The organism is Ideonella sp. sgz306126, assembly GCF_056032705.1.
Genome location: NZ_JBVYWP010000001.1, coordinates 279,573 through 299,208 on the forward strand (window position 1 = coordinate 279,573; position 19,636 = coordinate 299,208).

The following is a 19,636-nucleotide window of genomic DNA, read 5'->3' on the forward strand; positions in this document are numbered from 1 at the left end:
ACAAGGCTTCGATCGGGCGATCCCGTCGACCGAAGCCCTATTTCTATAATCCCGCGGCCCCTCGGGAACCTCATGAGTGAATCAGACCGCATTGCCTCGCCGCCACCCGCTGCTCGTTCATCATCTCGTCGGCCGGTCGGCCGGCGCGTGCTCCATGCGCTGCTTTGGCTGACGGGGGTCGGCTTGGCGGCCGTCCTGGCCGGCGCGATCGCGGTCGGCATCGCGTTGTCGCTGGCCTACCGGAACCTCCCCGACATCAGTTCGTTGACAGACTACCGCCCCAAGCTTCCGATGCGGGTGTTTTCCGCCGATGGGACGTTGCTCGGCGAGTTCGGCGACGAACGCCGGGAGTTCGTCCCGTTTGCCCAGATCCCGGAGGTGATGAAGGACGCCGTGCTCGCGATCGAGGACAGCCACTTCTATCAGCACGGAGGGGTCGACTTCAAGGGCATCGTGCGCGCGGCGGTTGAGAACCTGCACGACGCGAAAAGCCAAGGCGCATCCACCATCACGATGCAATTGGCGCGCAACTTCTACCTGTCGACCGAAAAGACTTTGACGCGCAAGCTCTACGAAGTGCTGCTGGCGTACAGCATCGAGCGCCATCTCAGCAAGGAGCAGATTCTCGAGGTCTACATGAATCAGATCTACCTCGGACAGCGGGCGCATGGCTTTGCTGCCGCGAGCGAGATCTATTTCGGCAAGCCGTTGAAGGACATCACGATCGCCGAGGCCGCGATGCTCGCCGGCTTGCCCAAGGCCCCTTCCGCGTACAACCCGATCGCCAATCCGAAGCGGGCCGCGATCCGCCAACAGTACATCATCGACCGCATGCTGGAAAACGGCTTCATCACCGCGGCCCAGCGTGACGCCGCCAAGGCCCAGGTGCTGAAGCTGAGAACGCCGTCCGATGTGCCGGTGCACGCCGAATATGTGGCCGAGGCGGCGCGGCAACTGATCTACAGCCAATACGGCGAGGACGCCTACAGCCGGGGACTGGACGTCTACCTGACCATTCGCTCCGACGACCAGGTGGTGGCGTATCGCGCGCTGCGCAAGGGTTTGCTGGACTACGAGCGGCGACAGGTCTATCGGGGCCCCGAGGCCTATGTCGACCTTCCCGCCGACCCTCAAGCCCTGGACAGCCGGGTTGCCGAGGCCTTGAGCGAGCACCCCGACAACGACGAGCTGAAAGCTGCCGTGGTGCTGGAAGCCAGCCCGAAGAAAGTGGTGGCCGAGTTTCAGTCGGGAGACAACATCACCATCGTCGGCGACGGCTTGCGACCGGTCGCCTCGGGGCTCTCCGTCAAGGCGGATCCCAAGATCCAGATTCGACCCGGCGCGGTCATTCGCGTGGTGGCCAACACCAAGGGCGGCTGGATCATCACCCAGCTGCCCGAGGTGGAGGGCGCCTTCGTGTCGATGGACCCCCAAACCGGTGCGATTCGGGCGCTGGTCGGCGGGTTTGACTTCCGCAAGAACAAGTTCAACCATGTCACCCAGGCGTGGCGCCAACCCGGGTCCAGCTTCAAGCCCTTCATTTATTCCGCCGCGCTGGAGAAAGGCTTCACGCCGTCGACGATCGTCAACGACGCACCGCTGTTCTTTGATGCGGGCACCACCGGCAGCCAGCCCTGGGAACCGAAAAACTACGACGGCACGTTCGACGGGCCGATCACGCTCCGGCGGGCCCTGGCCAAGTCGAAGAACATGGTGTCGATCCGGGTGCTGCAGGCGATCGGCGTGGACTACGCGCGCGACTGGATCACGCGGTTTGGCTTTGATCGCGAACGTCATGACCCTTACCTGACGATGGCGCTGGGCGCAGGATCGGTCACACCCATGCAAATGGCCACGGCGTACAGCGTGTTTGCCAATGGCGGCTATCGTGTCACCCCCCGCTTGATCGATCGCATGACAGACGGACGGGGCCATGTGCTGTTCGAAGCGCCGAAAAGGACGCTGGAGCAGCAACCGCGAGCCATCGATGCGCGCAATGCCTTTCTGATGGACAGCCTGCTGCAGGAAGTCACCCGCTCGGGCACCGCCGCCAGGGCCCAGGCCACGCTGAAACGCAGTGACCTGTTCGGCAAGACCGGCACCACCAACGAATCGATGGATGCCTGGTTCGCCGGCTTTCAGCCATCGCTCACCGCCATCGTCTGGATCGGCTACGACACCCCGCACAAGCTGGGCGACCGCGAAACCGGCGGCGGTCTGGCATTGCCCGTCTGGATTGATTACATGGGGCACGAACTGAGGGGCGTGCCCGTGACCGAACTGACTCCGCCCGACGGCGTGGTCAACATCGGCGGCGAATGGTATTACGACGAATTCGGACCTGGCCAGGGCGTGCAAAGCGTCGGCACAGGCGACAACGGTCAGGGCAAGCTGCCGCAGCCGCCGACTCAGGAAGAGAAGAAGAGCATCCTCGACCTGTTCAACCGCTGATGCGCGTCGTCGCCGACCCCGCGGCAACACCCTCAGGTCGGTCGCGCCCGCGACTCAGCGGGGACTGCCGTCAACCGCCGAGAAACTCAGGGGGCGACCGGCCTGACGGCTTGCGTGTTCAGAGAGCCGGGCAAAAAATTCGACCTCGTCGCGGGTGTCCTGCCAGCGTCCACCGCGACAGTGGAAGTGAAACCCCCCTCCGCGAGCAGCGAGCCAGAGTTCCTGCAAAGGCGGTTGAAGGTTCACGATGATCTTGCTGCCATCGGGAAACGACAACTCCAGCAGGCCGCCGGTGCGGTGCGTGTCGATGTCGATCACGTCGTTCTCCAGCCAACGGTCGACCTGGGCCTCGATCGAACTCAACACCTCGTGCGCAACGCGGTGGTACTCGGTGTCGGAGAGGGCATTTCCCGTCATGATCGTTAAGATGCAAAGCATGCCAAGTCGAATCAGCACGAGTGTAGTCCGGCCCGGCGGGCCCACCAGGCCGAGGGGCTTGGGCCCGATGCGACTGCTGTGCCTGGGCGCACTGGTCACCTTGGCGGCTTGTGGCCAGCGCGGTCCGCTGGAGCTTCCGTCCGACCGGCCCACTGCCGCCGCGCGTCCGGCGGCGCCGGTGCCCCAGGCCTCGTCTCCATCCTCGTCAGGGCGCCAGGCGCCCTGACGCGTTTCAGGCTCTGGCTTCCTGCACCGCGTGGCAAGCGACCCGGCCGGGTCCTGCCGAAACCATTGCCGGCTGCTCGGTCCGGCACCGCTGGTTGGCCAGCGGGCAGCGCGGATGGAAGGCACACCCCGCCGGCACCTGCCAGGGCGCAGGCGGCTCGCCCATCGAGGCACCGTGCCGCGTCGGTGACGGGTGCAGGCGAGGCACCGCCGCCAGCAGCAGGCGGGTGTAGGGGTGCCGCGGCGACGAGAACAGCGCGGCCCTGGGCGCCCACTCCACCAGCCGTCCAAGGTACATCACCGCCACTTCGTCCGCCATGTAGCGCACCACAGCCAAGTTGTGCGAGATGAACAGGTAGGTCAGGCCTCGCGCCCGTTGCAGGTCCTTCATCAGGTTCAGGACCTGAGCCTGAACCGACACGTCCAAGGCCGAGGTGGGTTCGTCACACACCAGAAAATCGGGTTCCGAGGCCAGCGCGCGGGCGATGGAGATGCGCTGACGCTGGCCTCCGGAAAACTGGTGCGGGTGCCGTTGACCATCGTCGACAGTCAACCCCACGGCTTCCAGCAAGTGGGCCACCCTGGCCTGCCGTTCGGCGGGATCCACCATCCGTTCCCCCTCGCGCAAGGGTTCGGCCACGATGTCGTGCACCCGCCAGCGAGGATTCAGACTGGCGTACGGATCCTGGAAGATCATCTGCATGCGTCGCCGCAAGGCCCGGGCGGCGCCGGATGTCGGCGCATGGGTGACGGACTGTCCGTCGAAAATCACCTCGCCACCGGTCGGTGCCTGCAGTCCGACCAGCATCCGAGCCACCGTGCTTTTGCCGCATCCCGATTCGCCGACGAGGGCCAGCGTGCGCCCTCGCTCCAGCGAGACGCTGAAATCATCCACCGCCATCAGCAGACGCCGCGGCAGCCGGCGCGTCCAGCGCTCCAGCCAGGTCGGCGAGATGTCGAAGACCTTGGACAGATGGCGTACGTCGACCAGCGGACTCATGCCGCCCCCTCGACCTGCGCCGCGGCCGCGCTCCACAACCAGCACGCGACCTGCGCGGCTCCCACGGCCTGAAGCGCCGGCCGTTCGCGAGTGCAGGCCGGCATGGCCTGTGGACAGCGCGGGTGAAAAGCGCAGCCGGCGGGCGTGCCGCCGGGTCGGGGCATCGCGCCGTCGATTTGCAGCAAGCGATCCCGATCCTGGTCGAGTGGCGGAATCGCGCCGATCAAGCCGCGGGTGTAGGGATGCGACGGCGTGTCGATGATCGAACGCACCGAGCCGATCTCGACCACCCGGCCGGCATACATCACCGCGACGCGATCGCAGGCTTGTGCAATGACTCCCATGTCGTGGGTGATCAGCATCACGGCCGTGTGCCGCTCGCGAGCCAGGCTCCTCAACAAATCGATGATCTGCGCTTGGATCGAGACGTCCAGCGCCGTCGTCGGCTCGTCGGCAATGATCAGCGCCGGCTCGGCCGCCAACGCAAGCGCGATCACCACCCGCTGGCGCAGACCGCCCGAGAGTTGATGCGGGTATTGATCGAGCCGCTGCTCCGCGGCGGCCATGCCGGTCTGGCGCAGCAGATCGATCGCCTTGGCCCTTGCCTCGGTCGCGCTCATCGGAAAATGCGTGCGCAAGGTTTCGACCAATTGGCGCCCTATCGTCTGGATCGGATCGAGCGAGGTCGACGGATCCTGGAAGATGGCTCCGATCCTGCGGCCCCGCAAGCGACGCAAGGCTCGCTCCGGCAAGCCATCGATGCGCCGCCCCTCCCACCGGATCTCGCCCTGCGACATCCGACCGGGGGACTCGATCAGGCCGATGATGGCGGCCCCCGTCAGCGACTTGCCGGCCCCGGACTCGCCAACCAGCCCCAGGATCTCTCCGGGCATGACGGTGAACGACACGCCGTCCAAGGCCCTCGGCGCTCCCGGTCCGATCGAGAACTCGACGCACAGATCGCGTACGTCCAGCAACGGGGATAGGGTAGACATATTCATGCGGCGTGCAAGCGCGGATTCAAAGCGTCGCGAAGCCAGTCGCCCAACAGGTTGACGCTCAGGCCGATGGCCGCCAACACCAGGCCCGGAAACAGCGCCATCCACCATTGCCCCGAAAACAGGAACTCTTGCCCGGTACGAATCAGCGTGCCCAGCGAGGGGCTGGTGACCGGCATGCCCACGCCCAAGTACGACAGGGAAGCCTCGATCTGGATCGCTGCTGCCACCTGGAGCGTGGCCAGCACCAGCGCCGGCCCGAGCACATTGGGCAGCACATGGCGAAACAGAATGCGCCAGCGCGGCACGCCGATCAGCCGTGCCGCCTGCACATAGTCCTTGTGACGCTCGATCATCGTCTGGCCGCGCACGGTGCGCGCGTACGGCACCCACCCGGTGACCGCGATGGCGAGGATCAGCACGGCATAGGCACGCTCGTCATGTCCTTGCGGCAGCAGAACCCGCCCGATGCCGTCGAAAAGCAGGGCCACCAGAACCGCCGGCAAGGACAGCATCACGTCGCACAGACGCATGATGAAGGCATCCGTCCGTCCACCGACATAGCCCGAAAGAAGCCCCAACGCGACCCCGACCAGCCATGCCAAGCCCACGGCAGCACCCGCCACGCCGAGCGAGATGCGTGATCCGAACATCAGCAAAGACAGCAGATCGCGACCTTGATCGTCGGTACCCAGCAGGTAGGCGCGCTGCCCACCTCGGAACCAGGCGGGCGGCACGCCTGAATTCATCAGATCGGCCTGGCCCAGATCGAAGGGCCGGGTGGGCGCCAGCCACGGCGCCAGCACCGCCGAAAGCACCAGCAGCAGAAGCACGGCCGCGGCACCCAGGGCCATGGGCGAGGAACGAAAGCGTCGCCACAGCGCGTGATCGCCCCACCCACGCACCCGGCGGCTTCGCGGATCGACAGTTTGCAACACGGGCTGGGTCATGTCTCAGCGCCGGTTCAACGTCGCAGAACCAGCGCGCAACCGAGGATCGACCGCCAGATAAAGCAGATCCGCCATCAGGTTCAGCGCCACGAAGACCAGCGCCACCAGGCACAGGTAAGCGGCCATCACCGGAATGTCGGCAAACTGCACCGCCTGCACGAACAGCAAGCCCATGCCCGGCCACTCGAAGACCGTCTCGGTGATGATCGAAAAGGCGATCAGCCCACCCAGCTGCAGCGCCACCACGGTGATCACCGGCACCAGCGTGTTCGTCAGTGCATGGCCCAGAATCACCGTTGAGCGGCTGAGGCCGCGCGCGCGGGCGAACTTGATGAAGTCCGCTCGCAATACCTCCAGCATCTCGGAGCGCACCAAGCGCAGAATCAGCGTGACTTGGTAGAGCGCCAGGGTCACCGCCGGCATCAGCAAATGACGCCAGCCATCCGAGGTCAGCAAACCGGTGGTCCAGCCACCGATCGCAACGGTATCGCCCCGGCCAAAGCTCGGCAGCCACGGCAGGGTCACCGAGAACAGCCAGATGAACACGATGCCCAGCAGGAAGGTCGGCGCCGAAACCCCGACCAGCGACAACGCCATCAGCGCTTCCGCCAGCGGCCGTCCTCTGGCCAGCGCCGCATAGATGCCCATCGGCACGCCCAGCACCAGCGACAGCAGCGCGGCCACGCCCGCCAGTTCCATCGTTGCAGGGAAGCGCTCGGCCAGCAGAGCCGACACTTTGCGGCCCTGCCTCAGGCTGAGCCCGAAATCCCCCTTCGCGGCATGCGCGACGAAATGGGCGAACTGAACCGGCACCGACCGGTCCAGCCCCAATTCCGCCCGAAGTTGCGTCCGAACCTCCGGGGAGGCGTCCTGGCCCACCATGTTGCTGACGGGATCGCCAACGAACTGGAACAGCGAAAACGCCATGAAAGACACCGTCAGCAACACCGCCACGGCCTGCAACAGGCGACGAAGAAGAAAGCTCACCATCAGTTTCGACGGATTCCCACGCCCAGGAGCGCTTCAAGCGACTCGCCGCTGCCCCGCTGGATCTTGTGGTCCAGGTGGATGCCAACGCGCCGACGCAAGGCGAGTGTAGCGATCCATGATCGGCCCCTTCGCGCCGTGCCGTTCAAGCTCGTTCGGCGCCTGCAGCGCCAAGGCCATCGTGACGAGAGACGAAAAAAGGCCACCCGAAGGTGGCCTGACTGGTGCTGCCTTGAATGCCGCCGGCAGGCGACACCCGGGCATCCAAACATCAGAACGTGTGCTTGATACCGAAGTCGTAGGCGTTTTGCGGGCCAACGTGCTCGCTGTCGTGTGCATAGTCGGTGTAGACCGAGGTGCGCTTGGACAGCAGGTACTCGTAGCCGATGCCAGCCTTCTTGGCGCCCAGGCCGTTAGCGCCCGACGACTTGGCGTAACCGACCTTCAGGTTGCCACCACCCAGGGGGACGATCGCACCGATCAGGCCAGCCTTCTGCTTGGCACCGCTGGCCAGCGTGGCATCGCTGTAGCCGGCCGTCAGGGTGGCGAAGCCGAAGTTGTAACGGCCACCGACATCCACGTCCTTGGCGCCATTGGCGTCACGCTGATAGCCCAGGCCGACGAACAGCGGGCCGGCGCCATAGTTGGCGGCCAGCGAGTACGGACGCTGTGTGCCACCGTTTTCGTTGCTGCCAGCGGCCTGAGCACCCAGGTTGAAGCCGTTGGTGCTGAAGTGGTACTCGACTTGGGAGGCGAGGCGCACGGTGCCGCCAGCGTTGGCACGCATGCCGACGTCACGCAGGATCGCCACGGTGTCGCCACCGAACGGGTCGATCTGGTTTTGCACCATCAGGAAGTTGACGGTGTAGTCACGACCCAGTTCGACGGCGCCGAAATCGCCCTGCAGACCAGCCTTGCTGTAACCTTGCCAGAACACGCTGGGGTTGGTGTTGGCGCCGGTACCCGGGTTGAAGCGGGTTTCCATGCCGAAGGTCGCGGCCAGGCCGCCACCCAGGTCTTCGATACCCTTGAAGCCCAGACGGCTGCCCAGGACCGAGTCGCCAACGGTCTTGTCGGTGGTGCCGAGGTTCTTCTGAGCCGACACGTCCAGCATGCCGTAGACGGTGACCGACGATTGAGCAGCAGCGGCGCCGGCAAACGCACCCAGCACGGCCAGAGCGAGCAGTGATTTTTTCATTTCAAGGATCTCCTAGGTTGAACAAGAGGTCCCGATCGAGGGAGAACCCGTATCACCAAGGCAGGTGGGGTTGATCAGGCCAACCTCCTTATCGGAAGTTGGCGCTATTGCACCAGAGCCCCGGGACTCTGCAAAGCCTTGCCTCGTAAAACCCGGGCATCTGTTGCAGAGCAACAACGTGTCACGCGTCTGTCACGGACGTGCCGACATGGCAGGCGCACCGTCAGCCGGGCAACGATCCGGCGGGTATCCTTGCGCCATGCCCCACGCCCTGTCCGACCGTTGGCTGACTGCCGCCGACCATGTATTGCGCACCCTGACCGGGGTCGCGCGCAGCCGCCGGACCAACCCGGCGGCGAACCTTGAGGCGCCGAGCCTGTCGCCTCAGGACAAGCGCCTGGCGGGCGCGCTGATGCGGGTCAACCATGTCGGCGAGGTCTGCGCGCAGGCGCTGTACGAGGCACAGGCGCTGACGGCACGCGATCCGGCCCTGCGCGAGCAGATGGACGAGGCCGCCCGCGAGGAAACCGACCACCTGGCCTGGACCGCCCAGCGCCTCCAGGAACTCGGCGACCGCCCCAGCCTGCTCAACCCGCTCTGGTACGCGGGCGCCTTCACGATCGGCCTGGCGGCGGGCCGAGCCGGCGACCGGTGGAGCCTGGGTTTCGTGGTCGAGACCGAGCGTCAGGTGGAACAGCACCTGGCCAGCCACCTGCAGGCCCTGCCTGCCGCAGATACCGCCTCCCGTGCCATCGTGGCCAGGATGATGGCCGACGAAGCCCGTCACGCCGATCAGGCCCAGGCGTCCGGTGCCGCCATGCTGCCCCGACCGCTGCCATGGCTGATGCGCCTGGCCGCCCGGGTGATGACCCGCACCGCCCATCACCTCTGATCCGCCGGGCCAGTCGTAAGGCGGAACCGCGGCGAGGCGGGCCCTGCCCTCAGATACCGGTTTCGCGAACCTCGAAACTGGTGCTGATGTCGGCCGTCCGGCCCAGCATGGCAGTCGCCGAGCAGTATTTTTCATGGGACAGCGCCACCGCCCTCGCCACGGCGGCCTCCGGCACACCCGTGCCGGTCACGATGAAATGCAGGTTCAACTGCGTGAACACCTTCGGGTCGGTGGCCGCGCGCTCGGCCTTCAACTGCACCGAGCAGCCGCTGACCTGATGCCGCCCTCGCTGGAGGATCAGCACCACGTCATACGCCGTGCACCCGCCAGCGCCGGCGAGCAGCGTTTCCATCGGCCGAGGCGCCAGGTTACGCCCCCCGCCGTCAGGAGCCCCATCCATGGTCAGCGTGTGCCCGCTGCCGGTTTCGGCCAGCATCACCATGCCTGCGTTGGCCACCCAATGCACCGTGCACTCCATCTCGGCTCCTGTGTTGACGCGCCGCCACGGACGTCGTAGCGGTGCAATTGCACATTATCCAGGGCTGGAGAGGGCTCTCTAGCACCGGGTTATTGCAGTGCAACACAAGTGGGGTTAGACTGCATTCATCGCATCGCTTGATCAATCGATGCACCGCTTGTCTCCTCCACCTCCTCCATTGGTGGATTGGCCCGGGTCCTCACGGTCCCGGGCTTTTTTCTGGCCGCTCCGCCGCGCCGGACCTCGAAAGGGCCTGCCGTATCATGCGGCAACGCAGCAACGGCGGATCTGCCCTTGCCGCTCCCTCCGATCCCTTGCCTTCGAGGAGAGACGCCCATGGCTGGCGCCCCCCCCAGGGCGCGCCCGGCGGCGCGCTCGCAGACCCGCACGTCCCGTCTCGCCACCACGCCATCGGATGGCCCGGACAAGAGCGACTACCTGCGTCGCATCCTGAACGCCAAGGTCTACGACGTGGCCATCGAGTCGCCGTTGGACACCGCGCGCACCCTCAGCCGCCGCCTGGGCAATCAGGTGCTGCTCAAGCGCGAAGATCTGCAACCGGTCTTCAGCTTCAAGCTGCGCGGCGCCTACAACAAGATGGCGCACCTGTCGCCGGAGGCGCTGAAACGGGGCGTCATCTGCGCGTCGGCAGGCAACCATGCCCAAGGCGTGGCCTTGAGCGCCAAGCGCCTGGGCTGCCGGGCGGTGATCGTGATGCCGGTGACCACCCCCAAGGTGAAGGTGGATGCAGTCGCCGCGCTGGGTGGCGAGGTGGTGCTGCACGGCGAAAGCTACAGCGATGCCCACGGTCACGCGGTCGAACTGGAAAAGGCGCAGGCGCTGACCTTCGTCCACCCGTTCGACGACCCGGACGTGATCGCCGGCCAGGGCACGATCGCGATGGAGATCCTGCGCCAGCACCAGGGCCCGATCGATGCCGTGTTCGTCGCCATCGGCGGCGGCGGCCTGATTTCGGGCGTGGCCGCCTACATCAAGGCCGTGCGGCCGGAGATCAAGGTGATCGGCGTGCAGACCGTCGACTCCGATGCCATGACCCGCTCCGTCAAGGCGGGCAAGCGAGTCGCGCTCAGCGACGTCGGGCTGTTTGCCGACGGCACGGCGGTCAAGCTGGTCGGCGAGGAGACCTTCCGTCTGGCGCGCGAACTGGTCGACGAGTTCGTCCTGGTCGACACCGACGCCTTGTGCGCCGCGATGAAGGACATCTTCCAGGACACGCGCAGCGTGGTCGAGCCGTCCGGCGCGCTCGGCGTCGCCGGCTTGAAGCAGTACGTCGAGACGCACAAGCTCAAGGGCCGGACCCTGGTGGCCGTGAATTGCGGCGCGAACATGAACTTCGACCGCCTGCGCTTCGTTGCCGAGCGGGCCGAATTCGGTGAGCAGCGTGAAGCCTTGTTCGCGGTCACGATCCCCGAAGAGCGCGGCAGCTTCCGGCGCTTCTGCGAACTGATCGGGCCGCGCAGCGTGACCGAGTTCAACTACCGCATTTCCGATGCCCGCGTCGCCCATGTCTTCGTCGGCGTGGCGATCAGCCGCCGCGACGAGGCCGACAAGATCGAGCGCAACTTCATCCGCCACGGCTTTGCCACCGTCAACCTGACCGACGACGAACTGGCCAAGGAGCATGTGCGCCACATGGTCGGTGGCCGCAGCGAACTGGCTCACGAGGAACGCCTGTACCGCTTCGAATTCCCGGAACGGCCCGGTGCGCTGATGCGCTTTCTGTCGGCCATGCACCCGGACTGGAACATCAGCCTGTTCCACTATCGCAACCAGGGCGCGGACTACGGCCGCATCCTGGTCGGCATCCAGGTCCCCAAGGCCGACAAGAAAGCCTTCAGGGACTTCCTGTCCGGCCTGGCCTACCCCTGCACCGACGAAACCGAGAACCCGGTCTACCGATTGTTCCTGCGCTGAAACGGTGCCGGCGACGAGCCCCGGCCGCGCGGCCTACTGGCCCGCCACCACCCGCATCGTGGCGGCCTCGGGCACCGGCTCGGAATCGAAACGCTCGAAACCGCAATAGCAGAGGAAGTGCTTGTTGGCCGCGCGGCCGAACAAGGTCATGCCCAGGCGGCTGGCCAGCTCGTGTCCCATCTGGGTCACCCCGTTGCGCGACACCACGATCGGGACGCCCATCTGCGCCGCCTTCATCACCATCTCGCTGGTCAAGCGGCCGGTGGTGTAGAAGGTCTTGTCGGCACCGCGGATGCCGTTCAACGCCATCCACCCGGCGATCGTGTCGATCGCGTTGTGACGGCCCACGTCTTCGACGAACGCCAGCAACCGGGCGCCATCGAACAGTGCGCAGCCATGGACCGATCCGGCCTTGCGGTGGATGCTGTCCTGCTGGCGCATCACTTCCAGCAACCCCTGCAAGGTCGACTGGCGGATGCGCGCTTGCGCAGGCGGCGGCAACCGGATGCCGTCGAGCTGATCCATCAGGTCGCCGAACACGGTGCCCTGCCCGCAGCCCGTGGTGACGACCCGGCGCCCGGTGCGCGCCTCCAGATCGGCGATGCCGTGGTGGGTGCGCACCGCGGCGGCACCGACCTCCCAGTCGACCGTGATCGACTCGAGCTCGGCCGGTCCGCCGATCAGCCGCTGGTTGCACAGATAACCCAGCACCAGCAACTCGGGCGCGGCGCCCAACGTCATCAGCGTCACGAGTTCGCGCTTGTCGACGAACACCGTCATCGGTCGTTCGGCCGGGATCGGAATACTGCGGCGCGCGCCGTGCTCATCGACGATCTCGATCTCCCGCAGCATCGGCTCGCGCGCCGCCGTCATCCGCGGCATCGACGCGCCGACGGGCGTGGCGGTTCGCGCATCAGCGTCTGATTCGCTGCCTGGAAGCAGAGCCGGCAAGCGCATCGTCATCGGACGTCCCTCTGGAGTTGCGGTCGGTAGATCGGGCGCGGCCTCAGCCCCGCAGGCACGCCATGCTAGTCCGCCGTCGGCTCGGCCTGGCGCTCGAAACGAGGGCAACGGCGACCACCGATGTCGACCTCGCCGAAAAACATCGCGAACGGCCTCGCCCACAGCCCGCTGTCGTTGTACAACGGCCGATAAATCACCATCGGCTCCAGGGACTCGCTGTGACGCGCGACGCCGACCAACTCGTACAGACCGCCCTTGTAGTGGCGGTAGGTGCCGGCGCGGACCACCGGCAGGGGAGACAGGTCGGGCATGATCGATCGCGCGATGGCGGGCCGTGGCGTGGGCACCCATTGTCATCTCTTGCCGCCATCGCCGTCCCTACCGCCCCCGGTATCCGATAGGATGACCGCGGGCGTCCGGCCGCCGCCCGCGCTTGCGTCTCGCGGCCCCGAACTCATCGACCCCAGACTTTCGATTCCATGTCGCAACTGCCCGATTACCCCCAGCTCACCACCGCCATCTCCACCCACCTGGCCCCGCTGCGCAAGGACCTGGCGCCAGTGATGAAGGCCTTCACCGACCTGGGTCGCGCCGCCACGGCGCCGGGGGTGCTGGACGAAAAGACCAAGGAACTGATCGCGCTTGCGATCGGCGTCGCACAGCGCTGCGACGGCTGCATCGGCTTCCATGTGCGCACCCTCGTGCGCCTCGGCGCGACGCGCGCCGAACTCGAGGAGACGCTGGGTGTGGCCATCTACATGGGCGGCGGTCCCTCGCTGATGTACGCCGCCAACGTCATGGTGGCCTGGGACCAGTTCACGACCGCCTGAGGCCGGCCTCAGCGCAGCTCGTCGGCCAGCTCGACGCTGGCTGCCGGAAGTTCGAACGCCAGCGGCTCGCCCAGGCGCCGCGCCAGCACGAGGCGCTGCGCCAGCGTGTCGAAGCGCCGCCCGGGGATGCGGGTCATCCATTCGCGCAACCGTGCCGGCTCGGCGTCGCCAGACCGCAGCGCCAGCCGAGCCAGCAACGCCGCGGCGCGGTCGTCGGTGGAGGAGCCCAGCGCCGCCTGGGCCAGCGCCCGCGCGCCGTCGGCGTCGCCGGCTGCGACGGCCAACTCGGCGCTGAGCAGCATCAGCTCCTGCATCCCGGCGGCCGTGCCGTGGGCCTGTTCGGCCAGGCGATCGAGTTGTCCCGCCACCCGGGCCAAGTCGCCCGCGCGCAGGTCCAGCCGCAGCAACTCGCATTCGATGGGCAGGGCCGTGCCGGGCGCCGCGGCCTGCAGCGCCTGTTGCAGCCCATCGCGGGCCTGCGTCAGGTCGCCGCGCGACGCGGCGGTCCATCCCAGCCACCGCAAAGCCTCGCTCCGCGTCGCATCCGGGTCGGGCCGGACCGCAGGGTGGGCAGGCCCTGGTCCGGTGGCCAGGTACTGATTCAGTTGCGCCACTGCCGCATCGAACTGCGCGGCGCGAGCCAGCACCCGGCCGGCCGTGAAATGGCTGCTGCCGCCCAGCACCGGAGCCAGCGCCCAGGCCGCCTCGGCCGCCTCGCAGAGCCGCCCCTGCGCGATCCAGGCGTCCACCGCGGCCGCCAGCAACGAGGTGAGAAAGGGCAGCGCGCGCACGGCCTGGGGCGACAGGCGACGCGCCTGCGCCACCCCGTCGGCGAGCAAGGCCAGCCGCTCGGCGGCCCGCGTCTCGGGCAGCGTGATCGCCAATTTGTAGCGGACGAACAGGTCGCCCGGCTGTTCGACATGCGCCTGTTCCAACAGCAGCACGTTGCGATCCCGCTTGCGCTGGCGCTCCGCCGCGCTGCCGTAGCCCTCATCGCGCAAGCGAACGCCGGAGTCGGGCCACTCGCTGCAGCCCAGGTCCAGCAGCGATGCCGCGACATCCTCGTGGACCCGGCCGCGGTAGCGGATGCGCGGATCGCGCCGAAACAGGCGCAGCGCCTCGTAGTGGCCCTGTGGCTGCGCTGCGGCGGGATCCTCGCCCATCAGGTCGATGTGCACGGTTTGCGCTAGAACGGGCCGCCGCATCGCCTGCGCCAGCGCCTCGGCCGACCTCGGATCGAGCCGCTGGTCGGCATCCAGCGACAGGATCCACGGGCCCTGCGCGGCGTCCAGCGCGACATTGCGGGCCGCGGAGAAGTCGTCGCACCAGGCGAAGGAGAGCACCCTCGCACCCAGCGAACGGGCAATGTCCATGCTGCGATCGCGGCTGCCGGTGTCGACCACCACCACCTCGGCAGCCAGCGACCGGAGCGATTCGATCGCCGCCGGCAACAGCCGCTCTTCGTCGCGAACGATCATGCACACCGACAACGGAAGACGAGACTTCATCCCACGGACTCCTGCACCGGGCAGCGGTTCGATGGCTCGCAAGAGGCGAACCGCGACGTCGATGCCGTGCCCGTAAATACCCGGAGTATCAACCCCAGGCCGGGAGGGTCCGGTACGAGCCGGTAGACTGCGCCCGGTCTCCCTCCTCTTGCACGGAACCTTCCATGGCCCCGATCGAACAAGCTGTCCAGAACGCCTTGCAGAGCGTGATCGACCCCAACACGGGTCGCGATTTCGTCACCACCCGGCAATTGAAGAATCTGCGGGTCGAAGGCGCGGACGTGTCCTTCGACGTCGAACTGGGCTACCCGGCGCTGAGCCAGATCCCGACGCTGCGCCGCGCGCTGATCGCGGCTGCACGCACTGTGCCGGGCGTGGCCAACGTCAGCGCCAATCTCGCCACCAAGATCGTCGCCCACCAGGCGCAGCGTGGCGTGCAGTTGCTGCCGGGCGTCAAGAACATCATCGCGGTCGCCTCGGGCAAGGGCGGGGTGGGCAAGAGCACCACCGCCGTCAACCTGGCGCTGGCGCTGGCGGCCGAGGGGGCGCGCGTGGGCATCCTCGACGCCGACATCTACGGCCCCAGCCAACCGATGATGCTGGGCATCACCGGCCGCCCCGACAGCGCAGACGGCAAGACGATGGAGCCGATGGAAAACCACGGCGTGCAGGTGATGTCGATCGGCTTTCTGATCGAGGCCGACGACGCGATGATCTGGCGCGGCCCGATGGCCACCCAGGCGCTCGAACAACTGCTGCGCCAGACCCGCTGGAAGGATCTGGACTACCTGATCGTCGACATGCCCCCGGGCACCGGCGACATCCAGCTGACGCTCTCGCAACGCGTGCCGATCACGGGCGCGGTGATCGTCACCACGCCGCAGGACATCGCGCTGCTCGACGCTCGCAAGGGCCTGAAGATGTTCGAGAAGGTGGGCGTGCCCATCCTCGGCGTGGTCGAGAACATGGCGGTCTACTGCTGCCCGAATTGCGGCCATGTCGAACACATCTTCGGCGCCGACGGCGGACGCAAGATGGCCGAGCAGTACGGCGTGGCCTACCTCGGCGCGCTGCCGCTGAATCTCAGCATCCGCGAGCAGACCGACGCCGGCCGGCCCACCGTGGTCAGCGATCCGGACGGCGAGATCGCCGGCCTGTACAAGACCGTCGCGCGTCAGGTGGCGGTGAAGGTCGGTGCGCAAGCCAAGGACTTCTCGGCCAAGTTCCCGACCATCACCGTCTCGAAGAACACCTGATGTCGGGGCCGTCGCTGCCTACCGACGCAACGTGCCGATGAGACCGTCTCGCGACGACATCACCGGCCTCGTGCTGGCCGGCGGCCGGGGCAGCCGCATGGGCGGCGTCGACAAGGGCCTGCAGCGACACCTGGGTCTGCCGCTGGTGCGCCACGCCCTGCAGCGCCTGGCACCGCAGGTGGGCGCGGTGATGATCAACGCCAACCGCAATCTGGCCGACTATGGCGCGATGGGCGTCCCCGTCTGGCCCGACGCGCTGGCCGACTATCCCGGCCCGCTGGCGGGCTTTCTGGCCGGCCTGGACCACTGCACGACGCCGTGGATGGTGACCGTGCCCTGCGACACGCCCGGTTTCCCGCGCGACCTGGTCGAGCGCCTGGCCGAGGCCGTGCAGCTCCAGGACGCCGAGATCGCCATCGCGGCCACCGTCGACAGCGAGGGCGCGCTGCAGCCGCAGCCCGTGTTCTGTCTGCTGCGCTGCGCGCTGCGGCCCGATCTCGAGGCCTTCGTCGCCAGCGGTCAGCGCAAGATCGACCGCTGGACCGGCCGGCACCGCTGCGCGCTCGTGCCGTTCGCCGATGTCGACGCCTTCTTCAACGCCAACACGCCGGACGAGTTGCAGCGCCTGCAATCCGGTGGCGCAAACGCCGGCTAGGCGGGCGCCGTCCATTCGATGGCCCGCCGCGCCGCGCCGACCCGCACCGTCCTCAAGGGCGGCCTGTTGCTGGAGACGCCACTCGGCGCGCTGCTGTCCGACAGCCGGGTGCGGCTGCTCGAAGCGATCGACCGCCAGGGCTCGCTGAACCGGGCTGCGGGCGAGGTGCCGCTGTCCTACAAGGCGGCCTGGGACACGCTGCAGGCGATGAACGCCCTCGCCGCCGAGCCGCTGGTGACGCGCAGCACCGGCGGGCGCGGCGGCGGCGGGACGCGCCTGACCGACCATGCGCGCCAGCTGATTGCGCTGTACCGGGCGATGGAAAGCTCGCAACAGGACGTGCTCGATCGCCTGCCCGCGCTGCCCAGCGGCAGCGACGAGCCCGCGATGCGCACCCTGATCCGGCGGCTGACGATGCACTCGAGCGCGCGCAACCAGTTTGCCGCCGAGGTCGTCGGCTGGATCGACCGCGGCGGTGCGGTGGACGTCGCGCTCGACCTTGTCGACGACGGCCTCGCCAACGACCGCATCACCGCGACGATCACACCCGAGTCGCTGCACGGCATGGATTTGCGGGTGGGCAGCCCCTTGTATGCGCTGATCAAGGCGCCGTGGATCGGGGTTCAGGCCCGGCCCGTGCGTGCCGGCCCTGGACGCAACGTGCTCGCCACGACGATCACCGCCAGGCGCCCCGGCACGGCGCACACCGGGATCTCGCTGGCGCTGCGCAGCGGCCGGGTGATGCAGGCCAGTGTGCCGCCCGGCGCCTGCGAGGGCCTGGCCGTCGGCGGCGCGGCCTGGGCCGTGTTCGACACCGAGAGCGTGGTGCTGGTCAGCTTCGCCTGACACGGACCGCGGGCCGCGCCGGCCCGGCGGTTCAGATCTGCACCCGGGTGCCGAGCTCCACCACCGCGTTGTCCGGCAGGCGGAAGTACGCGGCGACGTTGCCGGCATTGCGGGTCATGGTCGCGAACAGGCGTTCGCGCCACATCGCCATGCCGCTGCCGGTGGTGGGCACGACGGTCTCGCGGCTGAGGAAGTAGCTGGTCTCGAACAAGGGGATGGTCAGGCCCTTGGCCTCGCACAGCTTCAGTGCCTGTGGGACATCGGGCGCATCCATGAAGCCGTAGAAGACCGTGACGCGCCAGAACTCGTGGCCCAGCGCCTGCACCTCGACGCGCTCGGCATCGGGCATGAAGGGCACGTCCTTGAAACGAACGGTCAGCACGACGTTGCAGCTGTGCAGCACCTGGTTGTGCTTGATGTTGTGCAGCAAGGCCTGCGGCACCGTGGTCGGGTCGGCCACCATGTAGACGGCCACGCGCGAGGCCCGCGACATGTCGGCCGGGTCCAGCGCCTCGACGAAGGGCAGCAACTCCAGGCCATCGCGGCGAATGCTTTCCAGCACCAGGGCGCGGCCCCGGTTCCAGGTGCTCATGACCGCGAACAGCAGCAGGCCCATGGTCAACGGGAACCAGCCTCCGTCGAAGAACTTGATCGCGCAACCGGCCACCAGCACGGCATCCAGACAAAGAAAAAACGCCGTCGCCGCGATCGACAGCGGCGCCGACAGCTTCCATCCCTCGCGCACCACGAAGTAGGTCAGCACTGTCGTGATCATCATGGTCAGCGTCACCGCGATGCCATAGGCCCCCGCCAGTGCCGACGAGCTGCCGAAGCCCAGCACCGCCGCCACCACACCCGCCAGCAGCAGCCAGTTCACCGCAGGCACGTAGATCTGGCCCTTTTCACGCGCCGAGGTGTGGCGCACCGACATGCGCGGCAGAAAGCCCAGCTGAATCGCCTGCTGGGTCATCGAATAGGCGCCCGAGATCACCGCCTGCGAGGCGATCACGGTGGCCATCGCGGCCAGGACGATCGTGGGGACCAGCAGCGACGCCGGGAACAGCTTGTAGAAGGGGTTGCTGATCGCACTGGGGTCGCCGATCAGCAGCGCGCCCTGGCCCATGTAGTTGAGCGCCAGCGAGGGCAGCACGAGCAGATTCCAGGCCAGCTGGATCGGGCGCCTGCCGAAATGGCCCATGTCGGCGTACAAGGCCTCGGCGCCGGTCAATGCCAGCACGATCGCGCCGAGCGCGGCGAACACATGCCAGCCGCGGCCCGCCAGGAAGTGGGCCGCCTGCAGCGGATTCAGGGCCGCGAGGATCGCCGGCTGGCGGGCGATGTGCGCCACCCCGGTGACCGCCAGCGCCAGAAACCACAGCAGCAGGACCGGGCCGAAGATCCTGCCGACCGCGGCCGTGCCCAGGCGCTGCACCATGAACAGGCCCAGCAGCACCACCAGCGTGATCGGCACCACCCACGGCTTGAGCGCCGGCGTGACGACCTCCAGCCCCTCCATCGCGCCCAGCACCGAGATGGCCGGCGTGATGATGCTGTCGCCATAGAACAGCGTGGCGCCGAACACCCCGAGCAGGATCAGCGCGCTGCGCAGCGCCGGCCGGCCGGACACCGCGTGCGCGGCCAGCGCCGTCAAGGCCAGGCCGCCCCCCTCGCCGCGGTTGTCGGCCCGCAGGATCAGGATCACGTACTTCAGCGTCACGACCAGCATCAGGGCCCAGAACACGCACGACACGGCGCCGATCAGGTGCTCCGTCGTCAGCGGGACGCCGGCCGGGCCGAAGATCTCCGGCACCGTGTAGAGCGGGCTGGTGCCGATGTCGCCGTAGACCACGCCGATCGCCGCCAGCGCCAGCGCCATCAGGCCTTGCTTGCCATGCGGCGAAGTCGACGCCGCCGACGACGACGACGGATCGGCCGGCGAACCGGTGGAAGAATGCGATGTCATGTGGGGGTCCGATTTTGTAATGCGCCATCGTGCCAAGCGCCGCATCAGGAAGGCATAAGGGCC

The 19,636-nt window shown here is 67.5% G+C and carries 19 protein-coding genes; 8 read left to right on the forward strand and 11 right to left on the reverse strand.

The features are described 5' to 3' along the window. The first annotated feature begins 72 nt into the window (after positions 1 to 72). Entirely contained in the window at positions 73 to 2,451 is a 2,379-nt protein-coding gene (locus AC0N04_RS01320) for a penicillin-binding protein 1A (protein ID WP_474277832.1), read from the forward strand. A gap of 54 nt (positions 2,452 to 2,505) precedes the next feature. Here AC0N04_RS01320 and cyaY read toward each other — a convergent pair whose 3' ends face one another. Next, positions 2,506 to 2,868, reverse strand: coding sequence for an iron donor protein CyaY (cyaY, locus tag AC0N04_RS01325; RefSeq protein WP_474279027.1), 363 nt, complete (start codon positions 2,866 to 2,868; stop codon positions 2,506 to 2,508). 88 nt (positions 2,869 to 2,956) lie between these two features. Between cyaY and lptM the strand changes: the two genes are divergently transcribed. Beyond that, complete coding sequence (lptM, locus tag AC0N04_RS01330) at positions 2,957 to 3,115, forward strand: LPS translocon maturation chaperone LptM (RefSeq protein WP_474277834.1); 159 nt, start codon at positions 2,957 to 2,959, stop codon at positions 3,113 to 3,115. Between the two features lie 6 nt (positions 3,116 to 3,121). Here lptM and AC0N04_RS01335 read toward each other — a convergent pair whose 3' ends face one another. The 5 genes from AC0N04_RS01335 to AC0N04_RS01355 all read right to left on the reverse strand — a co-directional run bounded on the left by AC0N04_RS01335 (position 3,122) and on the right by AC0N04_RS01355 (position 8,247). Then, positions 3,122 to 4,114: an ABC transporter ATP-binding protein gene (locus tag AC0N04_RS01335; protein ID WP_474277836.1), complete on the reverse strand. Its 993-nt coding sequence runs from the start codon at positions 4,112 to 4,114 to the stop codon at positions 3,122 to 3,124. After that, positions 4,111 to 5,109 carry an ABC transporter ATP-binding protein gene (locus AC0N04_RS01340; RefSeq protein WP_474279030.1) on the reverse strand — a complete coding sequence of 333 codons (999 nt, stop codon included), beginning with the start codon at positions 5,107 to 5,109 and terminating at the stop codon, positions 4,111 to 4,113. The genes AC0N04_RS01335 and AC0N04_RS01340 overlap by 4 nt, the downstream gene beginning before the upstream one ends. 2 nt (positions 5,110 to 5,111) lie before the next feature. After that, entirely contained in the window at positions 5,112 to 6,062 is a 951-nt protein-coding gene (locus tag AC0N04_RS01345) for an ABC transporter permease (RefSeq protein WP_474277838.1), read from the reverse strand. 3 nt (positions 6,063 to 6,065) lie between these two features. Beyond that, positions 6,066 to 7,052, reverse strand: a complete 987-nt coding sequence (locus tag AC0N04_RS01350; RefSeq protein ID WP_474277840.1) for an ABC transporter permease — start codon at positions 7,050 to 7,052, stop codon at positions 6,066 to 6,068. Positions 7,053 to 7,320: 268 nt separating this feature from the next. After that, positions 7,321 to 8,247, reverse strand: coding sequence for a porin (locus tag AC0N04_RS01355; protein WP_474277842.1), 927 nt, complete (start codon positions 8,245 to 8,247; stop codon positions 7,321 to 7,323). A 259-nt stretch (positions 8,248 to 8,506) separates the two neighbouring features. Between AC0N04_RS01355 and coq7 the strand changes: the two genes are divergently transcribed. Next, entirely contained in the window at positions 8,507 to 9,139 is a 633-nt protein-coding gene (gene coq7, locus AC0N04_RS01360) for a 2-polyprenyl-3-methyl-6-methoxy-1,4-benzoquinone monooxygenase (RefSeq protein ID WP_474277844.1), read from the forward strand. Positions 9,140 to 9,188: 49 nt separating this feature from the next. Here the strand turns inward: coq7 and AC0N04_RS01365 are convergent, their stop codons facing one another. Continuing rightward, positions 9,189 to 9,617 carry an OsmC family protein gene (locus AC0N04_RS01365; RefSeq protein ID WP_474277846.1) on the reverse strand — a complete coding sequence of 143 codons (429 nt, stop codon included), beginning with the start codon at positions 9,615 to 9,617 and terminating at the stop codon, positions 9,189 to 9,191. Positions 9,618 to 9,953: 336 nt separating this feature from the next. Here AC0N04_RS01365 and ilvA point away from each other — a divergent pair, with 336 nt between their 5' ends. Beyond that, on the forward strand, positions 9,954 to 11,552 hold the full coding sequence (gene ilvA, locus AC0N04_RS01370) for a threonine ammonia-lyase, biosynthetic (RefSeq protein ID WP_474277848.1): 1,599 nt from the start codon (positions 9,954 to 9,956) through the stop codon (positions 11,550 to 11,552). Between the two features lie 33 nt (positions 11,553 to 11,585). Here ilvA and AC0N04_RS01375 read toward each other — a convergent pair whose 3' ends face one another. Further along, the gene (locus tag AC0N04_RS01375; protein WP_474277850.1) at positions 11,586 to 12,434 is read right to left on the reverse strand and encodes a formate dehydrogenase accessory sulfurtransferase FdhD; all 849 of its coding nucleotides are present in this window, start codon (positions 12,432 to 12,434) and stop codon (positions 11,586 to 11,588) included. Positions 12,435 to 12,580: 146 nt separating this feature from the next. After that, entirely contained in the window at positions 12,581 to 12,826 is a 246-nt protein-coding gene (locus AC0N04_RS01380; RefSeq protein ID WP_474277852.1) for a DUF1653 domain-containing protein, read from the reverse strand. Positions 12,827 to 12,994: 168 nt separating this feature from the next. On the opposite strand from AC0N04_RS01380, the gene AC0N04_RS01385 reads away from it, so the two are divergent. After that, positions 12,995 to 13,345: a carboxymuconolactone decarboxylase family protein gene (locus AC0N04_RS01385; RefSeq protein WP_474277854.1), complete on the forward strand. Its 351-nt coding sequence runs from the start codon at positions 12,995 to 12,997 to the stop codon at positions 13,343 to 13,345. Positions 13,346 to 13,353: 8 nt separating this feature from the next. Here AC0N04_RS01385 and AC0N04_RS01390 read toward each other — a convergent pair whose 3' ends face one another. Continuing rightward, entirely contained in the window at positions 13,354 to 14,853 is a 1,500-nt protein-coding gene (locus AC0N04_RS01390; RefSeq protein ID WP_474277856.1) for a glycosyltransferase family 2 protein, read from the reverse strand. 164 nt (positions 14,854 to 15,017) lie between these two features. Here AC0N04_RS01390 and apbC point away from each other — a divergent pair, with 164 nt between their 5' ends. The 3 genes from apbC to AC0N04_RS01405 are packed head-to-tail and all read left to right on the forward strand — an operon-like array spanning position 15,018 to position 17,610. Then, on the forward strand, positions 15,018 to 16,109 hold the full coding sequence (gene apbC, locus AC0N04_RS01395) for an iron-sulfur cluster carrier protein ApbC (RefSeq protein WP_474277858.1): 1,092 nt from the start codon (positions 15,018 to 15,020) through the stop codon (positions 16,107 to 16,109). A 37-nt stretch (positions 16,110 to 16,146) separates the two neighbouring features. Then, a complete protein-coding gene (gene mobA, locus AC0N04_RS01400; protein WP_474277860.1) occupies positions 16,147 to 16,764 on the forward strand; it encodes a molybdenum cofactor guanylyltransferase MobA in 618 nt (205 codons plus the stop codon). Between the two features lie 18 nt (positions 16,765 to 16,782). Next, positions 16,783 to 17,610, forward strand: a complete 828-nt coding sequence (locus AC0N04_RS01405) for a TOBE domain-containing protein (protein WP_474277862.1) — start codon at positions 16,783 to 16,785, stop codon at positions 17,608 to 17,610. Between the two features lie 31 nt (positions 17,611 to 17,641). On the opposite strand, the gene AC0N04_RS01410 is transcribed toward AC0N04_RS01405, so the two are convergent. Beyond that, positions 17,642 to 19,573 carry a potassium transporter Kup gene (locus AC0N04_RS01410; RefSeq protein WP_474277864.1) on the reverse strand — a complete coding sequence of 644 codons (1,932 nt, stop codon included), beginning with the start codon at positions 19,571 to 19,573 and terminating at the stop codon, positions 17,642 to 17,644. Positions 19,574 to 19,636: the final 63 nt, after the last annotated feature.